This window comes from Streptomyces tyrfis, assembly GCF_037034285.1.
Classification (GTDB): Bacteria; Actinomycetota; Actinomycetes; order Streptomycetales; family Streptomycetaceae; genus Streptomyces.
The window spans coordinates 87237-111406 of record NZ_JBAGJZ010000014.1; the positions used below are offsets into that span (position 1 = coordinate 87237).

A 24170-nucleotide genomic window follows, 5' to 3' on the forward strand; every position below is an offset into this window, starting at 1 on the left:
TGCGTCAGTCCTTCGGTCCGCTGGAGTTTCTGCCGTTGCGCTTCCCGCCGCGCACCGGCGGGACGGCCCGGCCGACGATCACCGTGCGGCGGGCCTGCCGGCGGGCGGGTTCCGTTCCGGCGCCGGACCTGCGGCCGATGGCCTGCCGGACCCCGTAACCGAACGCGGCGACCTTGACGAGCGGTCCGCCGAAGGTCGAGGCGACGGTGGTGGAGAGCGCCGAGGCGTTCGACGTGACCTCCTGCACGTCCGTCGCGATCGCGTCGACCCGGTCGAGCTGGGTCTGCGCGGAGCGCACGGTGGCGGAGGCGTCCGCGAGCAGGGGGACGGCCTGTTCGGTCACGTCCGCCACGAGCTTGGTGGTCGCCCTGAGCGTCTGGGCCAGCCTCACCAGCACGACGGCGAGGAACGAAACCAGGATCGCCCAGAAGACGGCCACCAGGATCCCGGCCACCTCTCCACCGGACACTGTGCACCGCTCTCTGGATAGTCGCTGTCTCTGTGCCGATCTGTCTCCGCTCGGCAGCGACGCGCTCCGCCGCGACAGCGGGGCGTCGTCTCCCGAGCCTATCGCGCCGGGGGGCGCCTCCCCTACCGCGTTCCGCGCGAACAATCCGAGGACAAGCGGGGAATGCCATCAAGTGATTGTACGGAGAGCACTCGGGCAAGTACCGTGCGTGTTTCATGCGACGCTCTCAGCGCCCCCACGGGTTTCCCCACGCCCCGGACGCCTCCCCCGTCACTCCCGGCGCACTCCCTGCGGAACTCTCCGCGTTCGTGGGGCGGGCGGACGAACTGGCCGCTCTCGGCCGCCGGATGGACGAGGCGCGGCTGGTCACCGTGGTCGGACCGGGCGGGGTGGGCAAGACCCGCTGCGCCGTCAAGATCGCCACACGTCTGAAGAAACGGTACTGCGACGACGTCCGGATGGTGGAGCTGTCCGCCGTCCACGACCCCGAGCTGCTGGACCACGCCGTGGTCGACGCGCTGGGCCTCACCGATCACACCGGCAGACCGCCGCGCGCGATCCTCCTGGAGCAGCTGGCCGGGCGACGGCTCCTGCTGGTGCTCGACGGCTTCGAGCATCTGGTCGACGCCTGCGCGGGCCTGGTGGGCGAGCTGCTGCGCCGCCATCCGCGGCTGCGGGTGCTGGCGGCGGGACGGTTGCCGCTGGAGGTGGCGGGCGAGCACGTGTTCCCGCTGGCGCCGATGACGGAGGACGACGCGATACGGCTGTTCGCGGAGCGGGCCGCCGCGGTGCGGCCTGGGTTCCGGCTGACCGACCGGAATCGCACGGCCGCGCGGGAGCTGTGCCGCCGCCTGGACGGAATCCCGCTCGCCCTGGAGCTCGCCGCCGGCCGGCTGCGCGTCCTCTCCGTCGAACAGGTGCTGCAGCGCCTGGACGACCGGTTCCGGCTGCTCACCGGCTGCAGCCGCAGCGCGCTGCCGCGCCACCGGACGCTCCGCACGGCCATCGGCTGGAGCCACGAGCTGTGCGCCCCGGAGCAGCGCCTGCTGTGGGCGAGGCTCTCGGTGTTCGCCGGGCAGTTCGACCTGGAGGCGGCCGAGTACGTCTGCGGCGGCTCCGGGCTGCCGCCCGAGGAGGTGCTCGACGCGCTCTCCGGACTGCTGGCGCACTCGGTGGTGGTGCGCGAGGAGTCGGCGGCCGGCAGCCGCTACCGGATGCTGGACACCATGCGCGAGTACGGCGCCGAATGGCTGGCGGCCACCGGCGACACGGACCGGCTGCGCCGCCGCCACCGGGACTGGTTCCTGGGGCTCGCCACCTGGTGCGAGCTCGACTGGTTCGGCCCCCGGCAGCGCCAGGTGGCCGCCCGGGCGGAGAGCGAGCTGCCGAACCTGCGGCGGGCGATGGAGTGCTCGCTGGAGATTCCGGGCGAGGCCCATCTCGCGCAGTATCTGGCGGGCACCCTGTGGTTCCTCTGGGTGGGCTGCGGACGCCTCTCGGAGGGCAGGCGCTGGCTCGACCACGTACTGGAGGAGGAGACCCCGTACGACCCCTCGCGGCTCAAGGCGCTGTGGGTGCTGGGGTGCGTGGCCGTGGTGCAGGGCGACCCGGCGGGCGCGATCTCCGCGCTGCAGGAGTGCCGGGAGGAGGCGGACCGGGCGGGCGACGCCACGGCGCTGGCGTACGCGGCGCACCGGCTGGGGTGTCTGGCGCTCGTCACGGACGACATGGTCAGGGCGCGGCGGCTGCTGGGCGAGGCCCTGGGCCGCTACCGGGAGCTCGGCGAGCTGAACAGCGTCGTGCTGATGGCGCGGGTCGAGCTGGCGATGGCGGTGGGGTTCCTCGGCGACATCGCCGCCGCGGCGGCGATGTGCGAGGAGGTCAGGGAGGTCTGCGAGGACCACGGGGAGCGGTGGGCCCTCGGGTACGCCCTGTACGTGCTGGCCTTCGCGGCGCTGCAGGAGGGCCGGCCGGACCGGTCCCGGGAACTGCTGGTGGAGTGCCTGACCACCGGGCACGCCTTCCGCGACCTGCTGGGGCCGGCGCTGGCCCTGGAACTGCTCGCCCTGGTCACGGTCGTCGAGGGCGACGCGGCTGAGGCGGCGCTGCTGCAGGGGGCCGCGGACCGGATCTGGGCGTCGGTGGGGCCGCCGCTGTTCGGCTCGGTGTACTTCGGGCAGCCGCGCGCCCGGTGCGAGAGGCTGGCCCGGCGGGAACTGGGCGACGGACCGTACGAGTCGGGGCTGCGCGTCGGCGGCGGGCTGGATCTGGACGCGGTGCTGGCCAGGGTGCTGGCGGGCGGGGCCGAGGACGGGCCGCGACCGTCCGGCCACGGCCCCGGGCCGTCGTCCGAGTCCAGGCCCGGGAAAGCAAACGGGCCCGCCCCCTCCCCCGCATCGGGGGCGGGCGGGCCCGAGCTCTGACGGAGAGCGGCTACGCCTGGATCAGCGGGCGTAGTACTCGACGACGAGCTGCTCGTCGCAGATGACGGGGATCTCCTTGCGGTTCGGGTCCCGGTCGAGGCGGAAGGCCAGGGCCTTCAGGTTCACCTGCAGGTAGCGCGGGGTCTCGCCGTCGGTGGCGTAGCCACCCTCGCGGGCCACCTGGAAGGGGTGCTTGTCACGGCTGCGCTCGCGGACCGTCACGACCTGGTCGGGACGGACGCGGTAGGACGGCTTGTCGACCTTGTGGCCGTCGACCTCGATGTGGCCGTGCACGACCATCTGACGGGCCTGGTAGATGGTGCGGGCGAGGCCCGAACGCAGCACCAGGGCGTCGAGACGGCGCTCCAGCTCGACGACGAGCGCCTCGCCCGTCTTGCCCTCGGCCTTCTTCGCGCGGTCGTAGGCGCGCACCATCTGGCGCTCGCTGATGTCGTACTGCGCACGCAGGCGCTGCTTCTCCAGCAGACGGACCTTGTAGTCCGAGTTCTGCTTGCGGCCACGGCCGTGCTCGCCCGGCGGGTAGGGGCGGGCCTCGAAGTACTTGACGGCCTTCGGCGTCAGCGCGATGCCGAGCGCGCGGCTCTTCTTGACCTTGGGACGCGACTGGTTAGGCACGTTCTCCAGACCTCCGTTGTAGGTTAGGTTAGGCTCACCTTAGTTGAGGAGATCGCATGTCTCGCCCGGGGAACACCAGTCACATCACGGACAGCACTGACAATCTCGACACCTCACGGGGTGCCGACATGACGGAGGACCGATCAGATCGTGGTCAGCCGCGTCCCGGCGGGCTTGAAACCACTCGGATGCCGTCAGCAGCCGAGCGCACACGAACTCTCGTACAGAGTACCTGCTCCGCGGTGCTGCTCGTGCCCGGGCTGCGCACGGCCGGCTGGGACGGGCTGGTGACGTCCCCCAGGAGCGTGGGGCCCGACGGCGACGTGTTCCTCGAACTGCCCACCGCCTCCACCGCCGTGCGGGCCGCGACGCACGCCGAGGACGACGAGACGGCCGCGGTGCTGGAGCTGACGGACGTCGCCCCGGTCTCGGTGCCGCACCGCGTCCGGGCCCGCGCCCGGGTCGCCGGGTGGCTGACCACCGTGCCCGGCCTCTCGGGGCCCGGCCTCACGACGCTGCGGCTGGAGACGGGCGAGGCGTACGTCGACGACCTGTGGGGCACCGGGACGGTGACCCCCGAGGACTTCCGGGACGCGGCGCCCGATCCCCTCGTCGGGCACGAGACGGAACTGCTCCAGCATCTGCACGCCGCCCACGGGCGGCAGCTGGACACGCTGTGCACCCTGCTGGACGGGCGGACGGCCGGCCGGTGCGCGGCGCACCGGCCGGCCGTCGTGCCGCTGGCGCTGGACCGCCACGGGCTGCGGGTGCGGGTGTGCGAGGACCGCGTCCGCTGTTTCGACGCGCGCTTCGAGTTCCCCGAGCCGGTGCGCGACATCGGGGAACTGCGCCGGGCCATGCGCACGCTCTTCGAGGCGGCGGCGGGCTGAACGACGGGCCCGCCGGCCCCTCCGCTCAGCCCGCCGGGGGCGTCTCGCCGTCGGGGCCTGGGCGGCCGAGCCGCTCGCGGACCCGCTCCACCACGTCCGCGTAGCGCGCCTCCGCGCCGTAGCGGGTGGGGCGGTAGTAGTGCCGATCGCGGACGGCGTCCGGGGCGTACTGCTGGGCGGCGATGCCGCCGGGGACGTCGTGCGGGTACACATAGCCCTGGGCGTGGCCCAGCTTGGCGGCGCCCTTGTAGTGGCCGTCGCGCAGATGGGCCGGGACCGGGCCCGCGAGCCCTTTGCGCACGTCCTCCCGCGCGGCGAAGATCGCCAGCGTCGCCGCGTTGGACTTGGGCGCCAGGGCCAGGGCGATGGTGGCATGGCTCAGGGTGAGCGCCGCCTCGGGGAAGCCGATCATGGCGACCGCCTGCGCGGCCGCGACCGCGGTGGGCAGCGCCGTGGGGTCGGCGAGGCCGATGTCCTCGCTGGCCGAGATCATCAGCCGCCGGGCGATGAACCGGGGGTCCTCCCCCGCCTCGATCATCCGGGCCAGGTAGTGCAGCGCGGCGTCGACGTCGGAGCCCCGGATGGACTTGATGAGCGCGCTCGCCACGTCGTAGTGCTGGTCGCCGTCCCGGTCGTACGTCACGGCGGCGCGGTCGACGGTCTCCTCCAGGGTGCGGAGGGTGATCTCCTTCTCCTGCTTGTCCAGGGCCGCGCCGGCCGCCGCCTCCAGCGCGGTGAGCGCCCGGCGGGCGTCGCCGCCGGCGATCCGGAGCAGGTGCTCCTCGGCGTCCTCCGGCAGGGTCACCGCGCCGCCGAGCCCTCGTTCGTCGGTCAGGGCACGGGCGAGCAGACCGCGCAGGTCGTCGTCCGTGAGCGGTTCCAGGGTGAGCAGCAGCGAGCGCGACAGCAGCGGGGAGATGACCGAGAAGTAGGGGTTCTCCGTGGTCGCGGCGATCAGCGTCACCCAGCGGTTCTCCACGGCCGGCAGCAGGGAGTCCTGCTGCGCCTTGGAGAAGCGGTGGATCTCGTCGAGGAAGAGGACGGTCTCCTTGCCGTACCCCCCGGTGGCGCGGCGGGCGCCGTCGATGACGGCCCGCACCTCCTTGACGCCCGCGGTGATCGCGGAGAGCTCGACGAAGCGCTTGTTCGTGGCCTTGCTGACCACGTACGCCAGCGTCGTCTTGCCGATGCCGGGCGGGCCCCACAGGAGCACCGACGACGGGCCCGCCGGCCCGCCGCTCCGCTCGCCGACCAGGCGGCGCAGCGGGGAGCCCGGCTTCAGCAGGTGCTGCTGGCCGACGACCTCGTCGAGGGTGCGGGGGCGCATCCGGACAGCGAGGGGGCTGCTGGACGGGTCGTTCTCCTGGCGGTCTTCGGCGGCGGCGGTGAAAAGGTCGGGCTCCACGCCTTGAAGCCTATGCCACGCCGCCGACAGCCCCGCCGGGCCGGCCGCCCGGCGGCCCGGGGACCGGTCAGCCGGTCAGCCGGTCCAGAAGTCCCACCAGCGGGTCAGGATCAGCATGCCGATGACGCCGATCCAGAGGACCGGGAGCACCCAGTGGAACTCGGTCAGTCCGCTGCGCAGCCAGCGCGGCGCGGGGATGATCCCGTGCTCGACGTTGTGCTTGGTCACGTAGCAGAACATGAAGATGGTGGCGACCCAGGCGAGGCAGCACCACAGGCAGAGCGAGTTGATGTTGTACAGGGACTGGTACTGGAGCCAGGTGCAGAAGCCGACGCCGAACAGCGTGCCGGCGTTCATCCCCAGCCAGTACCAGCCGCGGAACCGGGCGCCCGCGAGCAGCGCCAGGCCGATGCCGATGATCACCGGGTAGGCGGCCAGGCCCAGCATCGGGTTCGGGAAGCCGAAGGCGGACGCCTGCTCGCTCTTCATGATGTTGCCGCAGGCGACGACCGGGTTGAGGCTGCAGCCCGGGGTGAAGCTCGGGTCCTCCAGCAGCTTGAACTTGTCGATCGTGATCGCCCAGGCGGCGAGGAGCCCGGCGGCGCCCGTGATCACCAGCAGCAGCGCGAACGCCCGGCTGCCGCCGATGGTCCTCTTCCCGCCGTCCTCGTTCTGATCCGAGGAGGGTTGGTCAACCGCCAGAGTCGTCATGTCGCCCTTCCGTCAGTGAGTGGCCCGCTGGGCACGGTCATTGTGCCGTACCGCGGTACCGCTCTTCTGTTCGATGGGCATAAAGGCGTGCGCCGGATTCCGCGAACGACGGGTGCGGGACGCCCGGACGGCGGGCCGCCCCGGGCCCCGTACGGCGACGCGGCGGAGGGCTCCGTTCCGGCGGTCCGTCCCGGGGAGCCGCGCCCGGCCGACGGCTCCGACCTGCGGCTCCGTCCGTACGGGCGGGGCCGGGGAGCCCTGGCCGGGCGGCCGCCGGGCGGCCTGCGGGGCGGGAACGGCGCCGTGGCGGCCCCGTGCCGAGCACGCCCGCCGTGGATCAGACTCCCACCGCCCACCGTCGGCGGTTATGGCAGAAATCGCCTCTCGGGGTGAATTTCCGCATGCCCGATTGACTACGGGCGTCCGATCGGCCGCGGGCCGCCCCGGGCGGGGCCCGGAGGTCTCCGGACCCCGCCCGGCGGGACGGGTCTCAGGCGAGCCGCTCGCGGATCGCCCCGGCCGCGTCCGCCAGCGGGACGGCCGTCTGCTCGCCGGACTCCATGTCCTTGAGCTGGACGACGCCCTCGGCCAGGTCCCGCTCGCCCGCGACGACCGTGAACCGGGCGCCCGACCGGTGCGCACTCTTCATGGCGCCCTTCAGGCCGCGCTTGCCGTACGCGAAGTCCGCCGCGACGCCCTCGCGGCGCAGCTCCGTGACGACGCCGAAGAGCACTCGCCGGGCCTCCTCGCCCACCGGCACCGCGAAGACGTCGGTGGCCGCGGGGAGTTCGAGGTCGACGCCCTCCGCCTCCAGCGCGAGCACCGTGCGGTCCACGCCGAGCGCCCAGCCGACCGACGGGAGCGCCGGGCCGCCGATCATCTCGGACAGGCCGTCGTAGCGGCCGCCGCCGCCGACCGCGGACTGCGAGCCGAGTCCGTCGTGGACGAACTCGAAGGTGGTGCGGGTGTAGTAGTCGAGGCCGCGGACGAGCCTTTCGTCGTCCTCGAACGCCACGCCCGCCGCCGTGAGCAGATCGCGGACCTCCTCGTGGTACGCCTTGCAGGCGTCGCACAGGTAGTCGCGCAGCACCGGCACTCCGGCCAGCTGCTTCTGCACCTCCGGCCGCTTGTCGTCGAGGACCCGGAGCGGGTTGATCTCGATGCGGCGGCGGGTCTCCTCGTCCAGGTCGAGCTCGCGCAGGAAGCCCTGGAGCGCGTCCCGGTAGACGGGGCGGCACTCGCGGTCGCCCAGCGAGTTGAGCAGGATGCGGAAGTTCCGCAGGCCCAGCGCGCGGTACGCCTGGTCGGCCAGGATGATCAGCTCGGCGTCCAGCGCGGGGTCCTCGGCGCCGATCGCCTCGGCGCCCACCTGGGAGAAGTGGCGGTAGCGGCCCTTCTGCGGGCGCTCGTAGCGATAGTACGAACCCGAGTACCACAGCTTCACCGGGAGGTTGCCCGCCTTGTGGAGGTTGGCCTCCAGCGCCGCGCGCAGCACGGAGGCGGTGCCCTCGGGGCGCAGCGCCAGCTCGGAGCCGCCCTTGGTGGTGAGGGTGTACATCTCCTTGGTCACGATGTCGGTGGACTCGCCGACTCCGCGCGAGAAGAGGGCGACGTCCTCGAAGCCGGGCGTCTCGATGTATCCGTAGCCGGAGTTCTTCAGGGGAGCGGCGATGGCCTCGCGCACCGCGAGGTACTTCGCGGAGTCGGGCGGTGTCAGGTCGTACGTGCCCTTGGGGGCCTTGAAGGTGCTCACGGTCTTCGCTCTCGTCACATTCCTCGTCGGGGCGCGTCCATCCCGCGCAGATACGGGTTGGCGGCGCGCTCGCGGCCGATGGTCGTCTGGGGGCCGTGGCCCGACAGCACCACCGTCGAGTCGTCGAGCGGCAGGCACACACGGGCCAGCGACTCGAGGAGCTCGGCGTGGTCGCCGCCGGGCAGGTCGGTGCGTCCGACGGAGCCGGCGAAGATCAGGTCGCCCGAGAAGAGAACCTGCGGAACGTCCGCGGCCTCGGGCATCCGATACGTCACCGACCCCTTGGTATGGCCGGGCGCGTGTGCGACGTGGAACTCCAGGCCGGCCAGCTTCAGCGGGACGCCGTCGCTCAGCTCCCTGACGTCGTCCGGCTCCCCCACGGTCAGCTCGCCCATGAGCGGCATCCCGATGGAGCGGCCGAGGGCCTTCTCGGGGTCGCTCATCATGTAGCGGTCCTCGGGGTGGATCCAGGCGGGGACGTCGTGCGCGCCGCACACCGGGACCACCGAGGCGACGTGGTCGATGTGTCCGTGGGTCAGCACCACGGCCACGGGCTTCAGCCGGTGCTTCCTCAGCGCCTCCTCGACCCCCTGCGCGGCCTGGTGGCCCGGGTCGATGATCACGCACTCCTCGCCTGCGGCCGGGGCGACCAGATAGCAGTTGGTCCCCCAGGCCCCTGCGGGGAACCCGGCAATGAGCACGATCGTCCTTACTGGTCGTCCGACGGCGAATGGCGACGAAAGAAGGTCGCGGCAGTCCAGAGCCTACCGGCGCTCCTCATCACACAGCCAACCCATATACGGTACGGGCAGCCCAGACCCCACATCGACGCACAAGGAGATCACCCGGTGGTCAGCAGCGATCAGCGGCGGCGGCAGCTCGCCAGGGAGAAGTTCGAGCGGCAGCAGCAGCGCCGGGAGGAGGCCCGCCGCAAGTCGAGGCGGCTGACGATCGCCGTCTCGGCGGCGGTCGCCGTGGTGGCGGTCGCCGGGGTGGGCACGTACCTCGCCCTCGACGGCGACGACAAGAAGGACAAGGGCGACACGGCGGCGAACGCCTCCCCCTCGCCGTCGGAGAGCGAGAACGCCGAGCCCGAGCCCACGATGACGATCGACAAGAAGGCCGAGTACACGATGTCGCTGAAGACCAGCGCGGGCGACATCGCGTTCACCATGGAGGCGGCGAAGACCCCGCACACCACGAACTCGTTCAAGGCGCTCGCCGACAAGGGCTTCTTCAACGGCACGAAGTGCCACCGCCTGACCACCCAGGGCATCTTCGTGCTCCAGTGCGGCGACCCGAAGGGCGACGGCACGGGCGGCCCCGGCTACACGATCCCGGACGAGAACCTGACCGCGCTGGGCAAGGCCGGCGCGGACGGCACGGTGACGTATCCGGCGGGCACGGTGGCGATGGCGAACACCGGCCAGCCGCACACCGGCGGCAGCCAGTTCTTCCTGGTGTACAAGGACAGCAAGCTGCCGCCCAGCTACACGCCGTTCGGCACGATGGACGCCGCCTCGCTGAAGACGGTCGAGGGCGTCGGCGCGGCGGGCGTGGCCGGCGGCGCGGGCGGGGACGGTGCGCCGAAGAAGGCCGTGGACATCTCGAAGGCCGCCGTCGACAAGTCGTGACGCGTCCGGGCGGCCGGTGACGGCGGTTCGAACGGACCGGATAATTTTCGGCCCCGCCGAGTGCGGACAGCCGGGCGGCCGGTCGCCTAGATTGGCGTTGTGCAGGGCGGGCACGGCCCGCCCGAGGAAACTGTGGACGATGCCAGGGGGGCGAACCCTCTCGCGGGCATCAGGTGGAGGAGGCGCTGTGAGCAGCGACCCGTGGGGCCGCGTCGATGAGACGGGCACCGTGTACGTGCGCACGGCCGACGGCGAGAAGGTCGTCGGATCGTGGCAGGCGGGTTCCCCCGAGGAGGCTCTGGCCTACTTCGAGCGCAAGTACGAGGGCATGGTGGTCGAGATCGGCCTCCTCGAACGTCGGGTGAGGACCACCGACCTGTCGGCGAAGGACGCCACCGCCGCCATCGACCATCTGCGGCTGCAGGTGGACGAGCATCACGCGGTCGGCGACCTCGCCGCGCTGCGCGAGCGGCTCGACGCCCTGGTAGCGACGGTCGAGTCGCGCCGCGAGGAGCGCCGGGCCCAGAAGGCGCGGCAGGCCGACGAGGCGAAGCGCGCCAAGGAGGAGCTGGTCGCCGAGGCCGAGGAGCTGGCCCGCAGCGAGCAGTGGCGTGCCGCGGGCGAGCGGCTGCGCGCTCTCGTCGACACGTGGAAGGGCCTGCCGCGGCTCGACCGCAAGTCGGACGACGAGCTGTGGCACCGCTTCTCGCACGCCCGCTCGGCGTTCTCCAAGCGCCGCAAGGCCCACTTCGCCTCGCTGGACGCCCAGCGCGAGGAGGCCCGCAAGGCGAAGGAGAAGCTGGTCGCGGAGGCCGAGTCGCTCTCCGGTTCCACGGACTGGGGGGGCACGGCCGCCCGTTACCGGGAGCTGATGACGGAGTGGAAGGCGGCGGGGCGCGCCCAGCGCGAGGCCGAGGACGACCTGTGGAACCGTTTCCGGGGCGCTCAGGACGTCTTCTTCGCCGCCCGCGGCGAGGTCTTCGCCGAGCGGGACGCGGAGCAGGGCGAGAACCTCAAGCTCAAGGAGGAGCTCGCGACCGAGGCCGAGCGGCTGGTGCCGGTGAAGGACCTGAAGGCGGCCCGTGCCGCGTTCCGGGGCATCAACGAGCGCTGGGAGGCCGTCGGTCATGTGCCGCGTGACGCCCGTCCGAAGGTCGAGGGGCGGATGCACGCGGTGGAGCGGGCGCTCCAGGAGGCCGAGGAGGCCGAGTGGCGCCGGACGAACCCGGAGGCGCGGGCCCGCGCCGAGGGTCTGACCGGTCAGCTGCAGGCGGCCGTCGACAAGCTGCGCGCGCAGATCGACGCCGCCCGCGCCTCGGGCAACAACGCCCGCGCCGACAAGCTGGCCAGGGAGCTGGAGGGCCGTCAGGCGCTGCTGGACCAGGCGCTGAAGGGCCTGCAGGAGTTCGGCGGCTGATCCCGCGCCTTCGTCGAGGCCCCCGCGCGCGTCCCCCGGGACGCGTGCGGGGGCCTTTCCCTTGTGCCCTGCTCCCGGCCACGGCGAGGCCGGCCCCGCCCCGGGGGCGGCCGCCCCGGACCTCGCGGGAGTCAGGGGCGGCGCGCCGAGGTCACCCGGTAGACGTCGTAGACGCCCTCCACGCCCCGTACCGCCTTGAGGACGTGTCCGAGGTGCTTGGGGTCGCCCATCTCGAAGGTGAAGCGCGAGGTGGCCACCCGGTCCCGGGAGGTCTGCACGGCCGCCGACAGGATGTTGACGTGCTGGTCGGACAGGACGCGGGTGACGTCCGACAGCAACCGGGACCGGTCCAGGGCCTCGACCTGGATGGCGACCAGGAAGACCGAGGACTGGGTCGGCGCCCAGGCGACGTCCAGGATGCGCTCGGGCTGCTGGGAGAGCGAGTCGACGTTGACGCAGTCGGCGCGGTGCACGGAGACGCCGCTGCCGCGTGTGACGAAGCCGATGATCGGGTCGCCGGGGACGGGTGTGCAGCAGCGGGCCAGCTTGACCCAGACGTCCTCGACGCCCTTGACCACGACTCCGGGGTCGGCCTTGGCGCGGCGCTTGCCGCGGCCGCGGGAGGGCGGCGCGCTCTCCGCGATGTCCTCGTTGGCGGCGTCCTCGCCGCCGAGCGCCTGGACCAGCTTCTGCACGACCCCGGCCGCGGCGACGTGGCCCTCCCCGATCGCCGCGTACAGCGAGGAGATGTCGGGGTAGCGCATCTCGTGCGCGAGGGTGACCAGGGAGTCGCCGGTCAGGATGCGCTGGATCGGCAGGTTCTGCTTGCGCATGGCCCGCGCGATGGCGTCCTTGCCCTGCTCGATCGCCTCGTCGCGGCGCTCCTTGGAGAACCAGGCGCGGATCTTGTTGCGGGCGCGGGGCGACTTGACGAAGCCCAGCCAGTCGCGGGAGGGGCCGGCGCCGGCCGCCTTGGAGGTGAAGACCTCCACCAGGTCCCCGTTGTCGAGGGTCGACTCCAGCGGGACGAGCCGCCCGTTGACCCGCGCCCCTATGGTCCGGTGGCCGACCTCGGTGTGCACCGCGTACGCGAAGTCGACCGGGGTCGCGCCCGCGGGGAGCGCTATGACGTCGCCCTTGGGCGTGAAGACGAAGACCTCGTTGCGGGAGAGGTCGAAGCGCAGCGACTCCAGGAACTCGCCGGGGTCCTCGGTCTCCTTCTGCCAGTCCAGGAGCTGGCGCAGCCACGCCATGTCGTTGACGGTGTCCTGCCTGGCCCCCTTGCCGGTGGCCTTCGGGACGTCGGTGCGCACCTTGGAGGCGCCCGCGACGGCCTCCTGCTTGTACTTCCAGTGCGCGGCGATCCCGTACTCGGCGCGCCGGTGCATGTCGAAGGTGCGGATCTGGAGCTCGACGGGCTTTCCGCTGGGACCGATCACCGTGGTGTGCAGCGACTGGTACATGTTGAACTTGGGCATCGCGATGTAGTCCTTGAACCGGCCGGGGACCGGATTCCATCGCGCGTGGACGGTGCCGAGGGCCGCGTAGCAGTCGCGGACGGTGTCGACGAGGACCCGGATGCCCACCAGGTCGTAGATCTCCGCGAAGTCCCGGCCCCGCACGATCATCTTCTGGTAGACGCTGTAGTAGTGCTTCGGCCGGCCGGTGACGGTGGCCTTGATCCGGGCGGCGCGCAGGTCGGCCTGGACCTCGTCGGTCACTATGGCGAGGTATTCGTCGCGCTTGGGGGCCCGCTCGGCGACGAGGCGGACGATCTCGTCGTACATCTTGGGGTAGAGGATCGCGAAAGCGAGGTCCTCCAGCTCCCACTTGATGGTGTTCATGCCCAGGCGGTGTGCCAGGGGGGCGTAGATCTCCAGCGTCTCGCGGGCCTTCTTCTCCTGCTTCTCCCGCTTGAGGTAGCGCATGGTGCGCATGTTGTGGAGCCGGTCCGCGAGCTTGATGACCAGGACCCGGGGGTCCTTGGCCATGGCGACGACCATCTTGCGCACGGTCTCGGCCTGCGCGGCCTCGCCGAACTTGACCTTGTCCAGCTTGGTGACGCCGTCGACGAGCAGGGCGACCTGGTCGCCGAAGTCCTGGCGCAGGGTGTCCAGGCCGTACTCGGTGTCCTCGACCGTGTCGTGGAGCAGCCCGGCCATCAGCGTCGCCGGGTCCATGCCGAGTTCGGCGAGGATCGTGGTGACGGCGAGCGGGTGGGTGATGTACGGGTCGCCGCTCTTGCGCTTCTGGCCGCGGTGCCAGCGCTCCGCGACCTGGTAGGCGCGCTCGATCTGGCGCAGCGTGGCGGTCTCGATCTTGGGGTCGTTGCCCCGGACGATGCGCAGCAGCGGTTCGAGGACCGGGTTGTACGGGCTGGAGCGCTGCACGCCGAGCCGCGCCAGCCTGGCCCGGACGCGGTTGGAGGAGCCGCCGGAGCGCGAGGAGGTGACGGCCGGGACGGCGGGCCTGGCGGCGGGCTTCGCCGGGGGTTTCTGGGTGGACCCGGCCGGTGTGGCGGGAGCGGCCGGCTGCACGGGCGAGGCGGGCCGCAGCGCCGGAGCGGCGGCCCGGTCCGGGCCCGGTCCGGCCTCGGGGGCCGGGGGCTTCGGCTTCCGCGCGGGCTGCCCCTTCCCGGGCACGGCTGAGGCCGCCGCGGGCTTGTCGGGCTGCGGGGCGGCGACTGGCTGGGCCTCGTCTGGCAAGAGCGCTCCTCGTGCGGGTCCGGACTCCCGGAAAGGCCATCGTATCGAGCCGGTGGCCGGTCCTCCTCCGGGGACCGTGAGACCCCTCACAACACCGGACGGGCGCCGGCATGTTCCCGGTGCCCGGCCTGCGGGCGCGCGGACGGGCGCGGGCCCGTCGCGCGCCGGAGCGCGTCCGGGCCGCCGGAGCCCGGCGGAACGCCTCCGTCCGGCGGGCCCGGGCGCCGCGCCGCCCCTCGGGCCGTCCGGCCGGTGCGCGGTCCGGATACGCGTCGGGTGCCCGGGGAGACCCCGGGCACCCGACGAGGAGGGGTGTCGCTCACACCCGGATGAGGGCCTCCAGAGGGGCTCCCGCCAGGCTCCGCTCCAGCCGGGCACGCCCGTCCAGGAAGCCGAGCTCCATGAGGACCGCGACGCCCGCGACCTGGGCGCCGGCACGCCGGATCAGCTCCAGCGACGCCTGCGCGGTGCCGCCGGTCGCGAGGATGTCGTCGATGACCATGATCCGGTCGTCGGCGGACAGGTCCTCCGCGTGGATCTCGATCTCGGCGGTGCCGTACTCCAGCGCGTACGCCTGGCTGAGCGTGGCGCCGGGGAGCTTGCCCGCCTTGCGGACGGGCACGAAGCCGAGGCCGGCCCGGACCGCGACCGGCGCGGCCAGGATGAAGCCGCGCGCCTCGAGACCGACGATCTTGGTGGCGCCGTGCCGCGCGCACAGCTCGGCGAGGGTGTCGGTGAGGGCCGCGAACGCCGCCGGATCCGCGAGCAGGGGCGTGATGTCCTTGAACACCACGCCCGGCTGCGGGTAGTCGGGGACGTCGCGGATCCGGCCGAGCAGGAGCTCCCGGACGCTCTCGGTGGTTCCGCTGGTCATCAGTGCTTCCCCTGGACCCGGCCGCGGCCCCCGGGGGGCTGTCGGCGCTGACCGACGACCGCCGCGGCGGGGGCGGCGCCCGACGGGATGTCGTCGTCCGGCTGCTCGTCCCCGGCGGACTCGTCCTTGGCGGCCGCCGCCGCGCGCTTGGCGAGGACCCGCTTCTTCAGCGCCTTCATCTGCGGGTCGCGCCCCTTGAGGTCGGCGACGAGCGGGGTGGCGATGAAGATCGAGGAGTAGGCGCCCGCGGCGAGGCCGACGAACAGCGACAGCGAGATGTCGTTCAGCATGCCGGCGCCGAGGACGCCGCCGCCGATGAACAGCAGGCCGGCGACCGGGAGCAGGGCCACCACGGTGGTGTTGATCGAACGGACCAGGGTGCCGTTGATCGAGCGGTTGGCGATCTCGCCGTACGTCCACCGGGTCTGCTTGGTGACGTCCACGGTGCTCTCCTTGAGGCTGTCGAAGACGACGACCGTGTCGTACAGGGAGTAGCCGAGGATGGTCAGCAGACCGATCACGGTGCCCGGGGTGACCTCGAAGCCGACCAGGGCGTAGACGCCGACGGTGATGGTGATGTCGTGGATCAGCGCGACCAGGGCCGCGATGGCCATGCGCCATTCGAACGCGATGGCCAGGTAGATCACCACGAGGACCATGAAGACGCCGAGGCCGGTCCATGCCTTGCCGGCGATCTGCTCGCCCCAGCTGGGGCCGACCAGGTCGGCGGCGATCTTCTCCTCCGGGACGGAGAGGTCCTTGGAGAGCAGCGCCTTGATCTCGTCGGACTTGGCGGTGTCGACCTCGGTGATCTGGATGCGCATGCCGCCGTTGCCGAGCTTCTGGACGATCGCCTGGTGACCGGAGGCCTCCGTCGCGATGTCCTCGGCCTCGGCGACGGTCACGCTCGTCCTCGGAGTGGTGAAGACGGCGCCGCCCTTGAACTCGATGCCCATGTTGAGGCCGCTGACCGCCAGGCCGACGATGGCCGTGATGGTGATCAGGATCGAGATCCCGTACCAGATCTTGCGCTTGCCGATGAAGTCGTAGCCGACTTCGCCGCGGTAGAGACGGGCGCCGAGAGTGCCGAGTCGCGACATCTCACGCCTCCTTCGGGTGGTCGGTACGGGCGTTGACACGCCGCGAGCGGCGGAGAGGCGGCTTGGCACCGAGGCGCTTCGGATCCAGGCCGGACCACGGGTGTCCGCTGGAGAAGAACTTCGTGCGGGCCAGCATCGTCATGACCGGCTTGGTGAAGAGGAACACCACGACCACGTCGAGCAGGGTGGTGAGGCCCAGGGTGAAGGCGAAGCCCTGGACCTTGCCGACGGTGACGACGAAGAGCACCGCGGCGGCGAGGAACGAGACGAAGTCGGAGACCAGGATGGTGCGCCGGGCGCGCGGCCAGGCCCGCTCGACGGCGGGGCGGAGCGTGCGGCCCTCGCGGATCTCGTCACGGATCCTCTCGAAGTACACGATGAAGGAGTCCGCGGTGATGCCGATGGCCACGATGGCGCCGCAGACCGCGGGGAGGTTCAGCGCGAATCCGATGGCCGGGCCCAGCAGCGCCATCAGCGTGTAGGTCAGGACGCCGGAGGCCAGCAGGCTCAGCAGCGCGATGAACGCCAGGCCGCGGTAGTAGCTCACCAGGTAGATGATGACCAGCGCCAGGCCGATGGCGCCGGCGATCAGACCCGCCCGGAGCTGCTCGCCGCCGAGGGCGGCGGTGACGGTGGTGACCGTCTGCTCCTTGAAGCTGAGCGGCAGGGCGCCGTAGGAGAGGACGTTGGCGAGGTCCTCGGCGGACTGCTGGTCGAAGCTGCCGGAGATCTCGGCGTTGGCGCTCAGCGCCTCGCGCACGTAGGGGGCGGAGACGACCTCGCCGTCGAGCACGATGGCGAACTGGTTCTGCGGCGACTGCTGCTGCGCGAGCCGGCCGGTGATCTTCTGGAACTTGTGCGCGCCGCCCTTGGTGAATCCCATCTGGACGATCCACTGGCCGGTCTGCTGGTTGATCGCGCCCTTGGCACTGTCCACGTCCGTGCCGGAGACCTCGGCCGGGCCGAGGATGTACTTGGCGTCACCCTCGGAGCTGCACGCGACGGTGGGGTCGGTGGGCTTCACGTTGGCGCCGGCCGCGGCCCGGCCGGCCTTGGTGGAGCAGTCCAGCGCGGCGAACTTCTTCTCCAGCGCGCCGTCGGGCTGTTCGGCGGGGGCCGTGGGGTTCGTGGACGCCTTCGACTCGTCGGAGGCCTTGGGGGTGGGCGACGCGTCCTTGGTCAGCCCGCCGGTGACCGCGCGGCCCTGGGTGGTCGCGGTGGCCGACGGCGTGGTCGGGGAGCCGGTCGCCTTCGCGCCGTCGGCGGAGGTGCTGGGCTTCGGCGCGCCGGAGGGCGAGGGGCTGGCGGAGCCCTCGGGAGTGGGGGCGCCCGCGGCGATGCTCAGCACCGGACGGAAGTAGAGCTGGGCGGTCGTGCCGACCTGCTCCCTCGCCTGCTGCGAGTTCGTCCCCTTGGGGATGTTGACGACGATGTTGTCGCGGCCCTGGGTCTGGACCTCGGCCTCGGAGACGCCCAGACCGTTGACACGGCGTTCGATGATGCCGACCGCGGTGTCCATGTTCGTCTGGTTGATCGCGTCCGGCTTGCCCGGCTGGCTCTGCGCCTTGAGCGTGATCGATGTACCGCCCGCGAGGTCGATACCAAGCCGGGGCGTGGTGTTGCCCGACAAGAACATCCCGCCGGTGAGCGCGGCCATGACGATCAGGATCAGAGCCAGGGAGCGCCCCGGCCTGCCCTGTCCGCCGGCCGGTCCCCGGCTCTTCTTCGGTGCTGCCACCTTCTCGTTTCTCCCTGTCCAACCGCCCCGCGCCGGGTACGCGCCCGAGCGGCCACGAAGTGTAGTGGGGACCCACCCCCGCAGAAGATCGCACGGGCCGGGGAGCGCCGGACGCCTGTGGGCTCACGGCCTCCCCGGTTCGTACGGCTACTTCGCGTCGCCCTCGCCGTCGGTCCCGCCCTGGGACTTCTTGCCGGACTCGTCGTCCTTCGGCTCGGCGCCGTCGGCGTCGGCCTTGTCCGCCCCGGGCTTCTTGCCCAGGTCGATCCTGGTGTCGTCCGAGGTGTCCGGGGTGGCGTCCGTCTCGGTCAGCGAGGAGGCGTCGTCCGGCACGACGGCGCCGTCGAGGGCGTTCTCGTCGTCCTCGTCGTCGCCGTGGACGATGCGGTTGTACTCGGCGTCGTCGAGGACGGCGCCGATGGCGTTCTTCGCGTAGATGGCGTGGACGCCGGGCGCGACCTCCAGGAGAACCGTCTCCTCGTGGACCTCCTTGACGGTGGCGTACATGCCCCCGATCGTCCGGACGCCGGCGCCGGGCTGCATCTCGTTACGCATCTGGACGGCGGCCGCCTGCTTCTTCTTGGCGGACCGCGTCATCAGGAACATGGCCCCGATGAGCACGATGAAAGGGAGGAAAGACACGGGATTCACGGGACGAGGTTTCCTTCGCACGACCGCGCTGAGAAGCGGCCTGATCTTCGGGGGTGGGCACACCGACCCATAGGGGCGGCATCGGCGGAGTCTAGGCGAGTCCGCATCGTTGGAACAACGCCCGACGCCGCCGGTTGGTTCCTGTCCGGGTGAACCTGTGACGCGTCACGCCCCGAACAGACCCTGTTGTCCGTTTCCGCCGTGCTGCGGGGGGACGAGACCGAGATGTGCCCAGGCCGCGGGGGTCGCGACGCGTCCGCGCGGGGTCCTCGCCAGCAGCCCCTCCCGCACCAGGAACGGCTCGGCGACCTCCTCGACCGTCTCGCGCTCCTCGCCCACCGCGACCGCCAGGGTGGACAGCCCCACGGGGCCGCCGCCGAACAGCTTGAGCAGGGCGCCGAGCACCGCCCGGTCCAGCCGGTCGAGGCCGCGGGCGTCGACCTCGTACACACCGAGGGCGGCGGAGGCCACCGGGCGGTCGATCCGTCCGTCGGCCTTGACCTGGGCGTAGTCGCGGACGCGGCGCAGCAGCCGGTTGGCGATGCGGGGGGTGCCGCGGGAGCGGCCGGCGATCTCGGCGGCGCCCTCCTCGTCTATCGCCACGTCGAGGAGGCGGGCCGAGCGCCGGATGACGCGTTCCAGTTCGGTGGGGGCGTAGAACTCCATGTGGCCGGTGAAGCCGAAGCGGTCGCGCAGCGGGGGCGGCAGCAGCCCGGCCCTGGTGGTGGCGCCGACCAGGGTGAAGGGCGGGAGTTCCAGCGGGATGGCGGTGGCTCCGGGGCCCTTGCCGACGATGACGTCGACCCGGAAGTCCTCCATCGCCATGTAGAGCATCTCCTCGGCGGGCCGCGACATGCGGTGGATCTCGTCGAGGAAGAGGACCTCGCCCTCCTGGAGCGAGGAGAGGATCGCGGCGAGGTCGCCCGCGTGCTGGATGGCGGGGCCCGAGGTGATCCGGATGGGGGCGCCCATCTCGGCCGCGATGATCATGGAGAGGGTGGTCTTGCCGAGGCCGGGGGCGCCGGAGAGCAGGACGTGGTCGGCGGTGGCGCCGCGGGCCCTGGCCGCCTTGAGGACCAGGTCCAGCTGTTCGCGGACCTTCTCCTGGCCGACGAACTCGTCGAGGTCCTTCGGTCGCAGCGCGGCCTCGACCGCGGTGTCCTCGCCGTCCGCGCCGGCGTCGACGATCCGCTCGTCCAGGCGTGCGTCGAGCCGCTCGCCGGTGTCGGATCCGGTCTCGTCCCAGTTCATTCCGTCCGTCCCGCCTCGGGTGTCTCGGTGCCGTGCGGTGCCCGGCCCGGCGTCGGGTGCCCCCTCGGGGGCGGCGCGCCGGTCAGCGCGCGCGGTTCAGGGTCTGCAGCGCGGCGCGCAGCAGCTGCGGCACGGGGGCCTGTCCGTGCTCGGCGAGCGCCTCCTCGGCCTGCGGGGTGACGGCGGCGACCGCCTCGTCGGCCTCCCGGGTGGCGTAGCCGAGGCCGATCAGTGCGGCGTGCAGCTGGTCGCGCCAGGAGGGAGTGACCGCGGCGCCGACGCCCTGCCGGCCGATCCGGGCGCCGACCGGCTCGCCGAGCCTGTCCTTCAGTTCGAGGAGGAGTTTCTGCGCCCCCTTCTTGCCGATGCCGGAGACGGCCGTGAGCGCCTTCTCGTCGCCGGTGGCGACGGCGATCCGCAGGGCGTCCGGGCTGTGCGTGGCGAGCATGGCCAGGGCCAGCCGGGGCCCGACTCCGCTGGCGGTCTGGAGCAGTTCGAAGACCTGCCGTTCGTCGTCGTCCGCGAAGCCGTAGAGGGTGAGCGAGTCCTCCCGTACGACGAGGGAGGTGGCGAGCCGGGCCTCCTGGCCGATCCGGAGCCCGGCGAGGGTGTCCGGGGTGCACTGGACGGCCATGCCGACGCCGCCGACCTCGATCACGGCCGTGGTCGGGGCGAGTGCGGCGACGGGGCCGCGGACGAAGGCGATCATCGGGGGACCTTCCGGGCGGGGGTCGCGGCCGCGCGGACCGCGGGGGTACGGGGGGTGCGCGGGGCGCGGGCCGCGGCGGCCGCCGCGTGCGCCTGCTGGAGCCGGTTGGCGGCGGGGGCGCGCCAGATGTGGCAGATGGCGAGCGCGAGGGCGTCGGCCGCGTCGGCCGGCTTCGGCGGGGCATCGAGCCTCAGCAGCCGGGTGACCATGGCGCCGACCTGCGCCTTGTCGGCGCGGCCGCTGCCGGTGACGGCGGCCTTGACCTCGCTCGGGGTGTGCAGGGCGACGGGTATGCCGCGGCGCGACGCGCAGAGCATGGCGACCGCGCTGGCCTGGGCGGTGCCCATCACCGTGCGGACGTTGTGCTGGCTGAACACCCGCTCGACGGCGACGAACTCGGGCCGGTGCTCGTCGAGCCACTCCTCGATGCCGCGCTCGATGGCGACCAGCCGGTGGCCGAGCTCCGCGTCGGGCGGGGTGCGGACGACGCCCACCCCGCGCATGGTCAGGGTCCGGCCGGCCACGCCCTCGACGACGCCGACACCGCACCGGGTCAGTCCCGGGTCGACGCCGAGTACCCGCATGGGTCGTCCCCCTCCGTACCGATCGGTCAACTGTTCCCGCAGGCTATCGGCTCGCACCGACAATGTGCCGGGCAATGCGACGGGCCGACGGGGTGTGTCCCCCGCCGGCCCGTGCGTGGCGGCCGCGCCGAGCCCGGCTCAGGCGTCGACCTTCTCCATGACCTCGTCCGAGACGTCGAAGTTGGCGAAGACGTTCTGGACGTCGTCGCTGTCCTCCAGCGCGTCGATCAGCTTGAAGATCTTCCGCGCGCCCTCCTCGTCCAGCTCGACCTGCATGGTGGGCAGGAAGCTGGCGTCCGCGGAGTCGTAGTCGATGCCGGCCTCCTGGAGGGCGGTGCGGACCGCCACCAGGTCGGTGGCCTCGCTGACGACCTCGTAGGTCTCGCCGAGGTCGTTGACCTCCTCGGCGCCCGCGTCGAGCACCGCGCCGAGGACGTCGTCCTCGGTCAGCCCGCCCTTGGGGACGATGACGACGCCCTTGCGGTTGAAGAGGTATGAGACCGAGCCGGGGTCGGCCATCGAACCGCCGTTGCGGGTCATCGCGACGCGCACGTCGGAGGCGGCGCGATTGCGGTTGTCGGTGAGGCACTCGATGAGCACCGCGACGCCGTTCGGGCCATAACCCTCGTACATGATCGTCTGATAATCGACGCCGCCCGCCTCGAGACCGGCGCCCCGCTTGACCGCGGAATCGATGTTCTTGTTCGGTACGGAGCTCTTCTTCGCCTTCTGGATCGCGTCCACGAGGGTCGGGTTCCCGTCGGGGTCCGCGCCACCGGTACGGGACGCGACCTCGATGTTCTTGATCAGCTTCGCGAAGAGCTTGCCGCGCTTGGCGTCGATCACGGCCTTCTTGTGCTTCGTCGTAGCCCATTTAGAGTGGCCGGACATCTGCCTTCTCCTTCGCGTCACCAAAAATCGATCGGAACCCGGGAGATCCTACCGGGATCGAATCAGCCCACCGCGCGCACCATGTTCACGAACAGCGTGTGAACGCGGTGGTCCCCGGTCAATTCCGGGTGGAACGAGGTCGCCAGCGCATTTCCCTGGCGTACGCCGACGATGTGGCCGCCGTGCTCGGCCACGACCTCGGCGCGGGCGCCGACCGACTCCACCCAGGGGGCGCGGATGAAGACGCCCTCGACCGGGCCGCCGTCGATCCCGGCGACCTCCACGGCCGCCTCGAAGGACTCGTTCTGGCGCCCGAAGGCGTTGCGGCGCACGATCATGTCGATCCCGCCCACGGTCTCCTGTCCGGAGCGCGGGTCGAGGATCTTGTCGGCGAGGAGGATCATCCCGGCGCAGGTGCCGTAGACCGGAAGCCCGTCGCGCACCCGCTCGCGCAGCGGCTCCAGCACGCCGAACAGGGAGGCCAGCTTGGACATCGTGGTGGACTCGCCGCCGGGGACGACCAGGCCGTCGAGCTCGGCGAGCTCCTCGGGGCGCCGGACCGGCCTGGCCAGGGCGTCCGCCGAGGCCAGGGCGATCAGGTGCTCCCGTACGTCGCCCTGGAGGGCCAGGACGCCGATCACAGGGGTGTGGCTCATCGGTGCTTACCAGCCGCGGGTGGCGTAGCGCTCGGACTCGGGCAGGGTGTCGCAGTTGATGCCGACCATGGCCTCGCCCAGGTTCCGGGAGGCGTCCGCGATGACCTTCGGGTCGTCGTAGAAGGTGGTGGCCTTCACGATGGCGGCGGCGCGCTTGGCCGGGTCGCCGGACTTGAAGATGCCGGAGCCGACGAAGACGCCCTCGGCGCCGAGCTGACGCATCAGCGCCGCGTCGGCGGGGGTGGCGACGCCGCCCGCGGAGAAGAGCACGACGGGCAGCCTGCCCAGCTCGGCGACCTCCTTGACCAGCTCGTAGGGGGCGCGGAGCTCCTTGGCGGCGGCGTACAGCTCGTGGTTGTCGTAGCCGCGCAGCCGCGCGATCTCGTTCTTGATCTGGCGCAGGTGGCGGACGGCCTCGACGACGTTGCCGGTGCCGGCCTCGCCCTTCGAGCGGATCATGGCCGCGCCCTCGGCGATGCGGCGCAGGGCCTCGCCGAGGTTGGTGGCGCCGCACACGAACGGGGTGGTGAACGCGAACTTGTCGCTGTGGTTGACCTCGTCGGCGGGCGTGAGGACCTCGGACTCGTCGATGTAGTCGACGCCGAGGGCCTGGAGGACCTGGGCCTCCACGAAATGGCCGATGCGGGACTTGGCCATCACCGGGATGGAGACGGCCTCCATGATCTCCTCGATCATGTTCGGGTCGGACATCCGGGCCACTCCGCCGTCCTTGCGGATGTCGGCCGGGACCCGCTCCAGGGCCATGACGGCGACGGCGCCCGCGTCCTCGGCGATCTTCGCCTGCTCCGCGTCGACGACGTCCATGATGACGCCGCCCTTGAGCTGCTCGGCCATGCCGCGCTTGACGCGGGCGGTTCCGGTGGCCGGGGAGTCGGCGGTCTCGGGGGTGGTGGGAAGCGTGGACACGGATGGACCTCACTCGGAGAAAGTCGCTGAAAAGCGCTGATTGGCGCAGCACTGAGCAAACTCTCCGGGTCCGGTCCACTTCAAGGGCCAATGCGAGGCCGGTGGATCGTTTTGAACGCGTGCGGGACGGGTGGTGGGCCCGGTTCGCGCGTGTACGGGCACGGGCCGCGCGCGTACCGGCACGGGCCGGGGGCCGGTCGCGTCCGCGCGGGGGTCAGCCGACGGCGCGGTCCGCCAGTGCGACGGGCGGTTCGTCGTCCATCTCGAAGGCGAGCGGGAACGGGGCGTGCCCGGCGAGCCGGAACCACCGCACCGTGCGGTGCCGGCGCAGCGCGCGGGCCGCCCGTACCGCGTCGTTGTGGAACCGCCTGGCCATCGGGACCCGGCGCACGGCCGCGGCGAGCTCGGAGGCCGCCTCCTGGCCGCCGGGGATCTCCTTGACGGCCTCCACCTGGGCGGGCTCGCCGAAGACCGCGCGCAGGGCGGCGCTCAGTTCGCTCTCCGCGACCTCGCGGTGCTCCTCCTCGGCCTGGCGGGCGGCGTGCGCGGCCTCGTAGAGCACGATGGACGCGGCCGGGTCGAGGACTCCGGAGGTGGCCAGTTCCTGGGTCACCGAGGCGCGGCGCAGGAGCTGCGCGTCGAGGGCGGCGCGGGCGGCGTCGATGCGGGTGTGCAGCCGGTCCAGCCGGCCCGCCGTCCAGCTGAGGTACATCCCGATCGCGACGAGTGCGACGACGGTCCAGATG

The 24170-nt window shown here is 72.2% G+C and carries 22 protein-coding genes; 4 read left to right on the top strand and 18 right to left on the bottom strand.

Annotation, left to right across the window (positions count from 1 at the left end):
* Positions 1–4 precede the first annotated feature (4 nt).
* Positions 5–454, bottom strand: coding sequence for a DUF948 domain-containing protein (locus tag WA762_RS13430; protein WP_335935788.1), 450 nt, complete (start codon positions 452–454; stop codon positions 5–7).
* 230 nt (positions 455–684) lie between these two features.
* Between WA762_RS13430 and WA762_RS13435 the strand changes: the two genes are divergently transcribed.
* The gene (locus WA762_RS13435; protein WP_335935790.1) at positions 685–2892 is read left to right on the top strand and encodes an ATP-binding protein; all 2208 of its coding nucleotides are present in this window, start codon (positions 685–687) and stop codon (positions 2890–2892) included.
* A gap of 21 nt (positions 2893–2913) precedes the next feature.
* On the opposite strand, the gene rpsD is transcribed toward WA762_RS13435, so the two are convergent.
* Positions 2914–3528, bottom strand: coding sequence for a 30S ribosomal protein S4 (gene rpsD, locus WA762_RS13440; RefSeq protein ID WP_335935791.1), 615 nt, complete (start codon positions 3526–3528; stop codon positions 2914–2916).
* A 188-nt stretch (positions 3529–3716) separates the two neighbouring features.
* Here rpsD and WA762_RS13445 point away from each other — a divergent pair, with 188 nt between their 5' ends.
* Complete coding sequence (locus WA762_RS13445) at positions 3717–4418, top strand: DUF2470 domain-containing protein (RefSeq protein WP_335935792.1); 702 nt, start codon at positions 3717–3719, stop codon at positions 4416–4418.
* A 25-nt stretch (positions 4419–4443) separates the two neighbouring features.
* On the opposite strand, the gene WA762_RS13450 is transcribed toward WA762_RS13445, so the two are convergent.
* The 4 genes from WA762_RS13450 to WA762_RS13465 form a co-directional block, all read right to left on the bottom strand.
* The gene (locus tag WA762_RS13450) at positions 4444–5823 is read right to left on the bottom strand and encodes a replication-associated recombination protein A (RefSeq protein WP_335935793.1); all 1380 of its coding nucleotides are present in this window, start codon (positions 5821–5823) and stop codon (positions 4444–4446) included.
* 75 nt (positions 5824–5898) lie between these two features.
* The gene (locus WA762_RS13455) at positions 5899–6534 is read right to left on the bottom strand and encodes a vitamin K epoxide reductase family protein (RefSeq protein WP_335935794.1); all 636 of its coding nucleotides are present in this window, start codon (positions 6532–6534) and stop codon (positions 5899–5901) included.
* Between the two features lie 490 nt (positions 6535–7024).
* Positions 7025–8287 (bottom strand): histidine--tRNA ligase, encoded by a 1263-nt coding sequence (hisS, locus tag WA762_RS13460; RefSeq protein WP_335935795.1) that lies wholly within the window; start codon positions 8285–8287, stop codon positions 7025–7027.
* 14 nt (positions 8288–8301) lie between these two features.
* Entirely contained in the window at positions 8302–8988 is a 687-nt protein-coding gene (locus WA762_RS13465; RefSeq protein WP_335935796.1) for an MBL fold metallo-hydrolase, read from the bottom strand.
* A gap of 147 nt (positions 8989–9135) precedes the next feature.
* Between WA762_RS13465 and WA762_RS13470 the strand changes: the two genes are divergently transcribed.
* On the top strand, positions 9136–9921 hold the full coding sequence (locus tag WA762_RS13470; RefSeq protein ID WP_335935797.1) for a peptidylprolyl isomerase: 786 nt from the start codon (positions 9136–9138) through the stop codon (positions 9919–9921).
* Positions 9922–10108: 187 nt separating this feature from the next.
* A complete protein-coding gene (locus WA762_RS13475; RefSeq protein WP_335935798.1) occupies positions 10109–11338 on the top strand; it encodes a DUF349 domain-containing protein in 1230 nt (409 codons plus the stop codon).
* 131 nt (positions 11339–11469) lie between these two features.
* Here WA762_RS13475 and WA762_RS13480 read toward each other — a convergent pair whose 3' ends face one another.
* From WA762_RS13480 to WA762_RS13535, 12 genes are all read right to left on the bottom strand, one after another.
* On the bottom strand, positions 11470–14043 hold the full coding sequence (locus WA762_RS13480) for a RelA/SpoT family protein (RefSeq protein WP_335935799.1): 2574 nt from the start codon (positions 14041–14043) through the stop codon (positions 11470–11472).
* A gap of 319 nt (positions 14044–14362) precedes the next feature.
* Positions 14363–14917 (bottom strand): adenine phosphoribosyltransferase, encoded by a 555-nt coding sequence (locus tag WA762_RS13485; protein WP_335935800.1) that lies wholly within the window; start codon positions 14915–14917, stop codon positions 14363–14365.
* Positions 14917–16017 carry a protein translocase subunit SecF gene (secF, locus tag WA762_RS13490; RefSeq protein WP_335935801.1) on the bottom strand — a complete coding sequence of 367 codons (1101 nt, stop codon included), beginning with the start codon at positions 16015–16017 and terminating at the stop codon, positions 14917–14919. The genes WA762_RS13485 and secF overlap by 1 nt, the downstream gene beginning before the upstream one ends.
* 1 nt (position 16018) lies before the next feature.
* Positions 16019–17755 carry a protein translocase subunit SecD gene (gene secD / locus WA762_RS13495; RefSeq protein ID WP_335935802.1) on the bottom strand — a complete coding sequence of 579 codons (1737 nt, stop codon included), beginning with the start codon at positions 17753–17755 and terminating at the stop codon, positions 16019–16021.
* 147 nt (positions 17756–17902) lie between these two features.
* Positions 17903–18406 (bottom strand): preprotein translocase subunit YajC, encoded by a 504-nt coding sequence (gene yajC, locus WA762_RS13500; protein WP_335935803.1) that lies wholly within the window; start codon positions 18404–18406, stop codon positions 17903–17905.
* Positions 18407–18571: 165 nt separating this feature from the next.
* Positions 18572–19657, bottom strand: coding sequence for a Holliday junction branch migration DNA helicase RuvB (gene ruvB / locus WA762_RS13505; RefSeq protein WP_335935804.1), 1086 nt, complete (start codon positions 19655–19657; stop codon positions 18572–18574).
* A gap of 82 nt (positions 19658–19739) precedes the next feature.
* Positions 19740–20366 (bottom strand): Holliday junction branch migration protein RuvA, encoded by a 627-nt coding sequence (ruvA, locus tag WA762_RS13510; RefSeq protein ID WP_335935806.1) that lies wholly within the window; start codon positions 20364–20366, stop codon positions 19740–19742.
* Positions 20363–20950 (bottom strand): crossover junction endodeoxyribonuclease RuvC, encoded by a 588-nt coding sequence (ruvC, locus tag WA762_RS13515; RefSeq protein WP_335935807.1) that lies wholly within the window; start codon positions 20948–20950, stop codon positions 20363–20365. The genes ruvA and ruvC overlap by 4 nt, the downstream gene beginning before the upstream one ends.
* Positions 20951–21088: 138 nt before the next feature.
* Positions 21089–21841, bottom strand: a complete 753-nt coding sequence (locus WA762_RS13520; RefSeq protein ID WP_335935808.1) for a YebC/PmpR family DNA-binding transcriptional regulator — start codon at positions 21839–21841, stop codon at positions 21089–21091.
* Between the two features lie 62 nt (positions 21842–21903).
* On the bottom strand, positions 21904–22497 hold the full coding sequence (gene pdxT / locus WA762_RS13525; RefSeq protein WP_335935809.1) for a pyridoxal 5'-phosphate synthase glutaminase subunit PdxT: 594 nt from the start codon (positions 22495–22497) through the stop codon (positions 21904–21906).
* A gap of 6 nt (positions 22498–22503) precedes the next feature.
* On the bottom strand, positions 22504–23424 hold the full coding sequence (pdxS, locus tag WA762_RS13530; protein WP_335935811.1) for a pyridoxal 5'-phosphate synthase lyase subunit PdxS: 921 nt from the start codon (positions 23422–23424) through the stop codon (positions 22504–22506).
* 214 nt (positions 23425–23638) lie between these two features.
* Entirely contained in the window at positions 23639–24136 is a 498-nt protein-coding gene (locus tag WA762_RS13535; RefSeq protein WP_335935918.1) for a hypothetical protein, read from the bottom strand.
* Positions 24137–24170: the final 34 nt, after the last annotated feature.

What these genes read in the sequence shown, in the direction of transcription:
- WA762_RS13435 (WP_335935790.1), top strand. Translation starts at nt 685, where the DNA reads ATGCGACGCTCTCAGCGCCCCCACGGGTTTCCCCACGCCCCGGACGCC.
- WA762_RS13445 (WP_335935792.1), top strand. Translation starts at nt 3,717, where the DNA reads ATGCCGTCAGCAGCCGAGCGCACACGAACTCTCGTACAGAGTACCTGC.
- WA762_RS13455 (WP_335935794.1), bottom strand. Translation starts at nt 6,534, where the DNA reads ATGACGACTCTGGCGGTTGACCAACCCTCCTCGGATCAGAACGAGGAC.
- WA762_RS13485 (WP_335935800.1), bottom strand. Translation starts at nt 14,917, where the DNA reads ATGACCAGCGGAACCACCGAGAGCGTCCGGGAGCTCCTGCTCGGCCGG.
- secF (WP_335935801.1), bottom strand. Translation starts at nt 16,017, where the DNA reads ATGTCGCGACTCGGCACTCTCGGCGCCCGTCTCTACCGCGGCGAAGTC.
- ruvB (WP_335935804.1), bottom strand. Translation starts at nt 19,657, where the DNA reads ATGAACTGGGACGAGACCGGATCCGACACCGGCGAGCGGCTCGACGCA.
- ruvA (WP_335935806.1), bottom strand. Translation starts at nt 20,366, where the DNA reads ATGATCGCCTTCGTCCGCGGCCCCGTCGCCGCACTCGCCCCGACCACG.
- ruvC (WP_335935807.1), bottom strand. Translation starts at nt 20,950, where the DNA reads ATGCGGGTACTCGGCGTCGACCCGGGACTGACCCGGTGCGGTGTCGGC.
- WA762_RS13520 (WP_335935808.1), bottom strand. Translation starts at nt 21,841, where the DNA reads ATGTCCGGCCACTCTAAATGGGCTACGACGAAGCACAAGAAGGCCGTG.
- pdxT (WP_335935809.1), bottom strand. Translation starts at nt 22,497, where the DNA reads ATGAGCCACACCCCTGTGATCGGCGTCCTGGCCCTCCAGGGCGACGTA.
- WA762_RS13535 (WP_335935918.1), bottom strand. Translation starts at nt 24,136, where the DNA reads ATGTACCTCAGCTGGACGGCGGGCCGGCTGGACCGGCTGCACACCCGC.